The sequence below is a fragment of the Tahibacter sp. genome, from assembly GCF_035481375.1.
Classification (GTDB): Bacteria; Pseudomonadota; Gammaproteobacteria; order Xanthomonadales; family Rhodanobacteraceae; genus Tahibacter.
Genome location: NZ_DATIGT010000311.1, coordinates 1 through 10,671, shown reverse-complemented (window position 1 = coordinate 10,671; position 10,671 = coordinate 1). Strand labels below are relative to the sequence as shown.

The 10,671-nt window shown below is 67.1% G+C and carries 5 protein-coding genes; 4 read left to right on the top strand and 1 reads right to left on the bottom strand.

Annotated features, from left to right (window positions below; translation table 11 throughout):
- Window positions 1–215 precede the first annotated feature (215 nt).
- Both VLF18_RS20565 and VLF18_RS20560 read left to right on the top strand, forming a co-directional pair.
- Entirely contained in the window at window positions 216–986 is a 771-nt protein-coding gene (locus tag VLF18_RS20565; protein WP_325281501.1) for an SDR family oxidoreductase, read from the top strand.
- A gap of 477 nt (window positions 987–1,463) precedes the next feature.
- Window positions 1,464–2,210, top strand: coding sequence for a hypothetical protein (locus VLF18_RS20560; RefSeq protein WP_325281500.1), 747 nt, complete (start codon window positions 1,464–1,466; stop codon window positions 2,208–2,210).
- 452 nt (window positions 2,211–2,662) lie between these two features.
- Here VLF18_RS20560 and VLF18_RS20555 read toward each other — a convergent pair whose 3' ends face one another.
- A complete protein-coding gene (locus tag VLF18_RS20555) occupies window positions 2,663–4,792 on the bottom strand; it encodes a M12 family metallo-peptidase (RefSeq protein ID WP_325281499.1) in 2,130 nt (709 codons plus the stop codon).
- A 766-nt stretch (window positions 4,793–5,558) separates the two neighbouring features.
- Here VLF18_RS20555 and VLF18_RS20550 point away from each other — a divergent pair.
- On the top strand, window positions 5,559–8,849 hold the full coding sequence (locus tag VLF18_RS20550; protein ID WP_325281498.1) for an AAA family ATPase: 3,291 nt from the start codon (window positions 5,559–5,561) through the stop codon (window positions 8,847–8,849).
- Window positions 8,850–9,248: 399 nt separating this feature from the next.
- On the top strand, window positions 9,249–10,430 hold the full coding sequence (locus tag VLF18_RS20545; protein ID WP_325281497.1) for a dipeptidase: 1,182 nt from the start codon (window positions 9,249–9,251) through the stop codon (window positions 10,428–10,430).
- Window positions 10,431–10,671: the final 241 nt, after the last annotated feature.

The window sequence follows — 10,671 nt, the reverse complement described above, 5'->3', positions numbered from 1 at the left end:
GGTTCTGAAACCGGCCGCGTTCCTTTTTGCCGATTGTCGACGCCTCTGCGTTCACTCCGCATCCCCTGTGCGTCCGGTCCGCGTTCGCGAGAATTTACCGAAGACGGCGCGGGATCGCTTGGCAGGCGAGGCGGGCGTTGTCGCAAGAATCGGATGGGGGCATGCGGCGGCCGGCGCTAAGGTCCGCCCACGTCCCTCTGCCCAGGAAATCCGACATGCCGATGCTTGCCGACAAAGTCGCCCTAGTGACCGGTGCCAGTTCCGGCATCGGCCGCGCTACCGCACGACAATTCGCGCGCGAGGGCGCGCGCGTAGTCGTCGCTGCGCGCCGTGCGGGCGAACTCGATGCACTGGTCGACGAGATCCGCGCTGACGGCGGCGAGGCCGTTGCGGTCCCCGGCGATGTTCGCAGCGGAACGATGGCGAAGCAGCTCGTCGACACGGCCGTGCGGCGCTACGGCGGACTCGATATCGCGTTCAACAACGCGGCCACGCTAGGCACGGCTGCGCCCGTCGCCGATCTTTCGCTGGAACAGTGGCACGAGACTATCGAGACGAATCTGACCAGCGCATTCCTCGCTGCGAAGTATCAGGTGCCCGCGATGCGTGCGCGCGGCGGCGGCTCGCTGATCTTCACGTCGTCGTTCGTGGGATGGACCGCGGGCTTTCCCGGCATGGCGGCGTACGCCGCGAGCAAGGCCGGTGTGATCGGACTGACCCGGGTGCTGGCCGCGGAGCACGGCGTGCACGGCATTCGCGTCAACGCCTTGTTGCCCGGCGGCACGGACACGGCGATGAACGTCGCGAACCAGCCCGGCGCGCCGGCCGGACTGCGCGGATTCCTTGAAAACCTGCATGCACTCAAGCGGCTCGCGCAGCCCGAGGAGATTGCGCAATCGGCGCTGTATCTTGCGTCGGACGCGTCGAGCTTCGTTACCGGCGTCGCAATGCTCGTGGATGGCGGCGTGTCGATTTGCCGGACGTGAGGGGCTGTTGTTTCCGGACATCCATGTTCTTTCCGGACACCCAGAATTCGAAGGGGTGTTCTTTCCGGACACCCTGTTCTTTCCGTGTTCTTTCCGGACACCCAGAATTCGAAGGTGTTGTTTCCGGACATCCAGAATCCGCGTAACTTTGAGTGGCCGTCGCTTCCCGAATCCCGATCTCTTTGAGCGCTTTCCGAACACGATCCGGAAAAATCCGAGTCGGCTTCGGGCGATTCTCCTGCGGCGTTGTCACCTCAGTATCGCCATCATGTAGACATGCCGGTCGCCCGATCCCAGTTGATACCCCAGGATTCCGATGGTTTCTATCACTGCGTTCAGCGTTGCGTTCGGCGTTCGTTCCTCTGCGGTGATGATCACTACTCCGGCCTCTCCTTCGAGCATCGGAAGTCATGGATAGAAGAGCGCCTTCGTTTTCTCGGTGGTTGCTTCGCTGTTGCTGTGCACGCTTACGCGATCATGAGCAATCACCTGCACATAGTCGTGCAGATGTCCCCGAGCGCCGCATCGACATGGAGTGACGAAGACGTTGCCGACCGCTGGATCCGCCTGTTTCCTCGAATGAAAGAGGACGTCGCGCTCAGACGGCAGCAGTTGCTGGCCGACACCGCGCGTTTGAACACGATTCGTGCACGGCTCGGCAATCTTTCCTGGCTCATGCGGTGCCTTGCCGAACCAATCGCGCGGCGCGCCAATCAGGAAGACGGTTGCAAGGGGCGATTTTGGGAAGGACGCTTCAAGTGCCAGCTACTCTGCGACGAGCGTGCAGTGCTCGCCGCGATGACGTACGTCGACCTCAATCCGATTCGCGCCGGTCTTGCCGAACGGCTGGATGCATCCGCACATACGGGAGCATGCGAAAGGATCGCGATTTCGCGCGCATCACCGGAAAATCTACGCGCACCGTTGCGTCCCCTCATTGGTCCGTCGCTGTCGACGCTGCCGCTTTGCGTCGCCGACTATCTGCAAATCCTTGATTGGACCGGTCGTGTCCTGGCACCGGGAAAACCGGGGCGTATCGCCGACGATGCTCCTGCGATCCTCGCGACGATCGACGCATCTCAGGCACGCTGGACGATGCGCGTCCGCGGTTATGGCAGTGGTTGGGCACGTGCAGCGGGCTCAGCGCTGGATCTGACCGCGCTAGCAGAACGGCTGGGGCAGCGGTGGCTGAAGGGGATTGGACTAGCATTACAACTGGGCTGATCGCTTGCATTGCCGAGGTGCCCGAAAGGGAGGATGCCTCGTGCGCGCTTTTTTCGGATTGCGTTGTCGACCCTTCTCGGAGTGCCGAGCTGCAAGTCCTACGAGTGTCCGATAGCAGCCCCGAGGTCGTTCAATCGAAAAAGTGCTGTGCTTTCGTGTCACGCGGATCGGAATCTGGATATCCGCGTTCAAAATGGATCGGAATCTGGATGTCCGCGTTCAAAATGCGATAGCAGCCCCGAGGTCGTTCAATCGAAAAAGTGCTGTGCTTTCGTGTTGTGCTTTCGTGTCACGCGGATCGGGATCTGGATGTCCGCGTTCAAAATGATCGGAATCTGGATGTCCGCGTTCAAAATGGATGTCCGGGTTCAAAAACGCCGGGCAGTTCCCCGCCCGGCGCCCCGTCCACGCCGCAGCTTTCGCCGCGACGCCCTCCCACGGGTCTTTCGACGTCAGAACGTGATCGACCAGCTGTCGATCCTGCCGACGTCGTTGGCGGCGTTGTCGTTGACGCGCAGGCGCCACGTGCCGTTCAGCGGTTCGCTCGACAGATTGAAGTTGACCGTCTTGTTGATGTTGTCGGCGCTGCCGCCGCTGTAGTTGTGGATGTTGTACAGCGTGCCGTCCGGCGCGACGAGGTCGACTTTCAGGTCACCCTGATACGTATGCACGATCGCAACGGTGACCGACGCGTTGGTCGGCGCATTGCCGGTGCGGCCGGAAACCGTGATCGGGCTGTCCACGGTCGCGTTGTCGTTGATCGTGTAGTCGGCGGTGTTGCTGTAGGTCTGCGTGCCGCCGCCGCCGGTGGTGTAGTTGCCGACGATGCTGACGCCCGAGAACGCGGCATAGGCCTTGAGGCGCACGTGGTAAGTGCCGGCGCTCGGTGCAGGGATCGTGCAGGTTTCGGCGTTGGTCGAGCCGTCGGACTTGCAGTCATAGACCGTGTCGGTCGGCGCGCTGCCGAAGCGCACGAACAGATCGGCGTCGCCGGTGCCGCCCGACGTCGTGAACGTCAGGTTCGTCGCGCCCGAGGGCACGGCCATGGTGTAGGCGAGTGCCGAGCCGGTCGCGGCGGACTGATTCGTCATCGGCGTGCCGCGCGTCAGCGTGCCGCCGCCGCCACCGCCGCCGTCGCAGTTGGCGAGGCAGCTGCCCGCTTCGACGCGGTTGCGGATCACCGTGGCCGGCTGCGAGCCGAAGCCGCGATTGAAGTTGATGCCGACGTTGGTCAGATGGCAGTAGCTCATGATCGTGCCGCCGCCGGACGGGTTGCCGGGCAGCGGGCAGCCTCCCTCGGTCTGGCCCGAGCAGCCGTCGATCGCGGTGTTGTTGCCGTTCCAGACGCAGGCATGCGTGTGGCGCGAGCCGAGCAGGTGGCCGGCTTCGTGCGTGACGACGCTGATGGTCCACGAATACGTCGGCACGGTGTTGTACGACGCGGACACCCCACTCGTGCACATGCTGGCCGAGCGCGACGAATTGCAGATGCCGCTGAAGCCCGCGGCGACGCCGCCGCCGAGCGAACGGAACGTCAGCAGCTGCGCGATCGTGCCGGTGAAGCTGCCGGCGCGGTTGCTCTGGAAGCTCGACAGGTTGCTGGTCGAGCTCGACCCGTTGTACGGATCGGCCGTGGTCCAGATGTAGGCCTGCTGCAGCTTCAGCGAGATGCCGTCGTTCGCGTACAGGGTCGCCGAGTTGTTGAACACGGCCGTGACGTAGTCGGTCGCCGCCTGCAGGCTGCCGCGGTTCTGGAAGATGTCGTATTCGGCTTCCATCCACTCCGTCGCGCACTTCACGGTCTCCAGCGCGTCGGCACCGGCGCCGCGGCCGTTCGCGACCGGAGACATCTCGGGCTGATCGGTGTCCGCGCCCTTGTTCGCGGCCGGGTCTTCCCAGTACTTGGCGAAGTTTTCGCGTGCGCCGTCGGCACCCATCGCGCATCCCGGCGCGCCGCTCTTGTCGAGGATCGCGGCTTCGGCGTAGACGATGTGGCGGTTGGTCGGGTTCTCGCCTTCGAGTTTGCCGATGACCCAGTTGCCGTCGGTCACGGTCGAGAACGTGCCGATGATCTCGCCGTTGAACACGCTGACCGCGGCGAAGGACGACGGATCGCCCTTGACGATGCCACGGTAGTGCAGGCCGCGGCTGATCTTGCTGGTGTCTTCGCCGCCGCTTGCAGTGATCTGGAAGTCGGGCGCGAAGATGTCGTTCTCGAACAGTTCGAGTTCGACCTGGCCGCGCTCGCGCGTCGGCAGCCGCAGCGTCAGCGAACTCGGGCGGCTGCGGTAAAGCTCGGAGACCGCGTTCTTGTCGAGATCGAGCAGCGTGCCGCTGCTGACGGCGAGCTGGGTCACGGCATCGCTCGTGGCCGAGCGCGACGACGCGGCCGAGAACAGCTCGACCGCGTGGAATGCGTCGGCCTTGCCGCGATACGTGTCGACCTGCAGCGACATGGTGCTCGGCCGCGCGCCGGTGTCGTCGCCGGCGACAGCGATGCCGCCGCCGATCGCGAACAGCAGGCAGGCCGGCAGCAGCGCCTTCCACAGGCGCGTCGTGATCTTCTTGCGCGAAACGTTCATTCGACTAACTCCCTCCCGGTGTACGAATGGCCGCGATGCGGCGTTTCGACCTCCGTGTCACTGGCGCGCGGCTTGCCGCGCAGCGGGCAACCGCGCCGTCGTGCGTACGCGCAGGACGCAACACGCCGTCGCGACCGCGCTGCGGTCGTCGAAAGCCCTGTGTCGTGTCATGCGGTACCCGATCGGCGCGATTCCGTCGCTGCAACGTCGTGGACCACCCCTGTTCCACGTCGACGCGTTCGCCGCGGCGGATTCCGGGTGTTGCGACTGCGTCATCGAACGTGCGCAGGTTCGCGTCGTGCTGTCCCGGATCGTGCAATTGCCGAGGTCGGAAGCGTCGCGAGCTCGTTGCCGAGCACCTCTCCCGGGCCGACGGTGTACACGAGCAGGGCGACGACCGCAACCGTGTTTCGGGAATGTTTTTATAGTTGTGACGTCGTTCACTTCGTGATTTGTCGCGCGCAGCGGGCGCGGCAGCGGCACTCGTGCGCTGGTGCGGCTGCGGCGCAGCAACGCGGGGATGCGCCGACATTTTGCGATTCGCGCGCGTGTACCGCGGTGTCAATGTCAAGCGCGGCGGGCGGGCGCGGACGTTCAGGCGCGACGGCGTTGCGCCGCACAAGCCGGATGCTTATGCCGTTTACGGCATACATGAGCAATCGGACTGCTGCGGCGCGACATCGCCCGAAAACGATGCGGCGGCGCCGGTTCTGCGCAACCGCGGCTATGGGAAACTCCCGGGTCGGGACGACGCGGAGGCGGCACGATGGTCGGATTTGTCATAGGCGCGGTACTCGGATTCCTCGCGGCCTGGGGGCTGCGCGCGGCGCGGCGTCCGGAACCCGCGGTTCGCGATGACCGCGTGCCGGCCGCCGCAAGCGCCGTCGCGCCTGCCGAAGCGGCGGCGGCCGTCGCCGAAACCGTGGAGCCTGCCGCGCCGATGTCGCCGCGCGACGAAGTCAACGCGCTGCTGCGGCCGTGCCAGGAACGCATGGACGCGTTCAATCATCCCGAGGAACTCGGCGCGATGGGCGAGTTCGGCCGGGCGGTCGAGCTGCTCGCCGGCGATGCGTTCACGCCGCGCGACCGTGTCGAGGCAGCCGCGTCGCGCAGCGTTCCGCTGAGCTGCGCCGCACTCGTCGCGCTGCATCGCGCCGGCGACGTGGTACCGCTCGACATCGTGCGCACGCTCGACCGCCTGGGTTTCTTCACGCTGCACTACGCGCTCGGCTATCTCGCGGCCCACCCGCACCCGGAATCGCTCGAAGGCGTGCTGCTGCGCATGAGCGAGTGGTGGATCGACCACCCGGTCACGCGCACCGACCTGCAGCGCTATTTCGATGCGCTGCCGATCGACGCGATGTTCGGCACCGGCATTGCCTCGGCCGATACCGATCATCTGCGCACGTTGCAAGGCTGGCTGCGCGCCTGCGGTCACGCGCGCGGCGACGCGTTCGCCGGCCAGATCGATGCGCGGCTGCGCGCGCACGAAGACCTTGGCGTGCTGCTGCAGGTCGGCCGCCTCGTCGGTCCCGACGAAGGCGACGACGACGTGCTCGCGCCGGCCGACGAGGACGCGCGCCGCCGCGTGCTCGCGCTGCTCGTTCGCGAGCCGCGCACGAGCCCGGTGCTGGTCGGACCCGAAGGCAGCGGCAAGAGCACGCTGATCCGCCAGTGCCTGCGCGAACTCGCCGGCCAGGGCTGGCGCATCGTCGAGGCGACGCCGGCGCAGATCCTGGCCGGACAGAAATACATCGGCGAACTCGAAGGCCGCATCGGCCAGCTCGTGCGCGCACTCGCCGCGCCTCGCACGCTCTGGTACGTGCCCGAGGCGCATCAGCTGCTCGACAAGGGCCGCACGACCAGCGATCCGACCGGCATCCTCGATCTGCTGCTGCCGCATCTGGAGAAGCACGAAATCCAGCTGATCGGCGAAAGCCCGCGCGATGCCTGGAGCCGCGTGCTCGCGCAGCGTCCGCGCATCCGCCATCTGACCGTCGGTCTCGACGTCGACGCGCTCGACATCGCGGCGACGCGCGAACTGGCCGCGGTCTGGGCGCAGCGCGCCGAGCAGCGCGCGGAACGGCCGGTCGCGGCGCCCGAACTCGTCGCCGAAGCGATGAGTCTCGCCGCGCAGCAGTTTCCCGAGCGCGTCGAACCCGGGCGCAGCCTGCGCCTGCTGCAGGAAACCCTGCGCACGGCGCTGCAGTCCGATCCGCCGCAGCTGCCGCTGACGCGCACGCAGGTGCTGGCCACGTTGTCGGCGCAATCGGGCCTGCCGCTCGACATCCTCGACGGCGGCGCGCGGCTCGATCTCGCCGAGGTGCGCGCGTTCTTCACGCGCCGCGTGATCGGGCAGGACGAAGCCGTCGACGCGCTCGTCGACCGCATCAGCATGCTCAAGGCCGGCCTGACCGATCCGCAGCGCCCGCTCGGCGTGTTCCTGTTCGCGGGCCCGACCGGCACCGGCAAGACCGAACTCGCCAAGGCGCTCGCCGAATACCTGTTCGGTTCGCGCGAGAAGCTGCTGCGCTTCGACATGAGCGAATACCAGTCCGAAGACGCGTACTGGCGCCTCATCGACGAAGGCAGCGGCGAGCGCGCGACCTCGCTGACCGCGCGCATCCGGCAGACGCCGTTTGCGGTCGTGCTGCTCGACGAGTTCGAGAAATCGCACACGCGCGTCTGGGATCTCTTCCTGCAGCTGTTCGACGACGGCCGCCTGACCGACCGCCAGGGCAATACCGCGGATTTCCGCCACAGCCTGATCATCCTCACGAGCAACGTCGGCTCGACCGTCACGCGCCGCAGCGGTCCGGGCTTCGTCGCGGCGAACGACGCGTCGGCGCGCGGCGATGCCGAGCGCGCGCTGTTCGCGACATTCCGCCGCGAGTTCCTCAATCGCCTCGACCGCATCGTCGTGTTCCAGCCGCTGTCGCGCGCGGTCATGCGCGACATCCTGCACAAGGAACTCGATCTCGTGCTCGCGCGCCGCGGCTTCCGCGTGCGCGACTGGGCCGTGGAATGGGAGCCGTCGGCGGTCGACTTCCTGCTCGAGCGCGGCTTCACGCCCGACCTCGGCGCGCGGCCGCTGCGCCGCGCGATCGACCAGTACCTGCTCGCACCGCTGTCGCGCACCATTGTGGAAAACCGCGCGCCGAGCGGCGGACAGTTCCTGTTCGTGACCGGCGCGCACGACGCGCTGCAGGTGCGCTTCGTCGATCCCGATGCGAACGCGCCGGCCGTCGCGCCGCCGGCGGCGCCGGCGCGCGCCGACCTGCGCGCGCTCGCGCTCGACCCCGCTGCCGATGCGAACGCGCGAGCGACCCTGCAGGCGGCGCTCGCCGCGGCCGAGCAGCGTCTCGACGATGCGGCGTGGACCGACCTCAAGGAACAGGCCGCGAGTGCGATGCAGACGCGCGACTTCTGGAACAGCGACGGCCGCCAGCGCGTTCTCGACCGGCTCGAACGCATGGACCGCGTCGAGAACGGCGTGCGCGGCGCGCATTCGCTGCTCGCGCGCCTGACCGGCGGCGGACGCGGCGTGCTCGACGTCGTGCGCCATGTCGCGCTGCGCCTGCACCTGCTCGAACTCGCGATAGACGCCGTGCTCGCCGACGAACCCGAAGACGCGCAGCTCGAACTCGTCGCCGCCGACCGCGACGGCGCGGCGACGCGCGCCTGGGCCGAACGCATCGCGCAGATGTACCTGACCTGGGCCGACACGCGCGGCATGCGCGTACGCACGATCGAACACAACCGCGCGCAGGGCAGCCTGCGCGTGCTCATCGGCGGTTTCGGCGCCTGGCAGTCGCTGCGCGACGAGCGCGGCCTGCACGTGCTCGAACGCGGCGACACGAACCCCGCCGAGCGCCAGCGCGTCCGCGTGCGCGTGACCCCGGACGGCGCGAGCGGCCACGTCGCCGAACCCGACGTCGAATCGCGACCGTGCCGCCGCTATCAGGAACAACCGACGCCGCTCGTGCGCGACGCCGTGCGCGGCTGGCGCAGCGGAAGGCTCGATCGCGTGCTGGGCGGGGACTTCGATCTGATGTGACGGCGCGTGCCGCGACGGTCCTCTGTTCCGGAAGCAGCCCGCATGAATGGCGCGCACTGCTCGCTCTCCCCGACGGCTGTCGGGGGAGAGGGTTGCGGCGAGGGCAGAAGCATCAGCCAGCCAACTCGTCCGATGGTCGCGATCGCGTCGTCGCGTTGATCGCGACGCCCCTGCGACGCGCCTCGCCGGACGTTCTCCCCCTCACCCAACCCTCTCCCCCAAGCGAGCTTGCGGGGGAGGGCCTTGCAGTGTCGCGTCGTCTTGGTCGTCGTCGCCTGGCCTGTTCGCCCGAAAGTTTCGCGCCGTGATTTTTCGAACGCACCGGAACTCGCGACCACGTGCGCAAGCCCGTCGCGCCGACTATGCTCGCGCGTCATCGTCCGCGTCGCGAGGTCCTGCATGAAGAAGCCGTCGATCGTGCTGTGTTGCTGTCTCGCGCTGGCCGCCTGCGCAACGTCGTCGCCGCGACGCGAAAGCCTGCACGGCCGCCTGCTGACCCTCGACACGCATCTCGACACGCCGATGCATTTCGGCCGCGCAGGCTGGAGCTTCGCCGATCGGCACGACTACGCCACTGATCTCGTGCAGGTCGATCTCGCACGCATGGATGCCGGCGCGCTCGACGGCGGGTTCTTCGTGATCTACACGGCGCAGGGCGAACTCACGCCCGAAGGCTATGCGAGTGCGCTCGCGTTCGCGCGCACGCGTGCCGACCGCATTGCGGAAACGGTCGCGGCACTCCCGGCACGCATCGCGCCGGCGGCGCGCGCCGACGATGCGGCGCGACTGACCGCAGCCGGAATGCGCTTCGCCTACATGAGCATGGAGAACAGTTATCCGCTGGGCGAGAACCTGGAACTCCTCGCCGAATTCCGCGAGCGCGGCGTGCGCATGGCCGGTCCCGTGCACACGAAGAACAATCAGTTCGCCGATTCGGCGACCGACGAGCCGCGCTGGAACGGACTGAGTCCGCTCGGCCGCGACTGGGTGCGCGAGATGAACCGGCTCGGCCTGATCATCGACGCGAGCCACGCATCCGACGCGGCGTTCGACCAGATGCTGGAACTCTCGCGAACACCGCTGCTGCTGTCGCACTCGGGTTCGCGCACGGTCTGGAATCATCCGCGCAATCTCGACGACGCGCGGATCCGCAAACTCGCCGCGCAGGGCGGCGTGATCTGCGCGACGACGGTGTATCTGTCGGCGATGAACATCGGGCGCGAGCGCGAGGCGTTGTTCGGAAGGCTCGAGCGCATCGCGGAACTCTCGCCGCCTGAACAGGCGGCGCTGACCGCGCAGACGCGCGCGCTCGACATGAAGGAGCCGCTCTGGAACGTCGATGTCGACGCGTTCATGAAGAGCCTGCGGCATCTGATCGACGTTGCCGGCATCGATCATGTCTGCATGGGCGGCGACTGGGACGGCGGTGGCGGCGTGCGCGGCCTCGACGACATATCCGCATTGCCCGAGATCACCTCGCGCCTGCGTCGCGCCGGCTTCTCGGAAGCGGATCTGCAGAAACTCTGGAGCGGAAACGTGCTGCGCGTGCTGCGCGAAGCAGAAACCCGTAGGGCGCAATAACCGAAGCGCATTGCGCCATCCCACATAGCAACGCCATCCCACATAGCGACGCCATCCCCACAAAGCGACGCCATCCCCACGTAGCGTCGCCGGACCCGACATGGCGCAATGCCCTTCGGTTATTGCGCCCTTGTATTCTTTCCGAGGTAACTTTTCCCTTAGGGAAACGCCTTCCGGATGCCGATTGCGCCCTTGCGGCTTCGAGCCCGAAACGTAGATAGCGCACTGGAAGGCGGCTTTT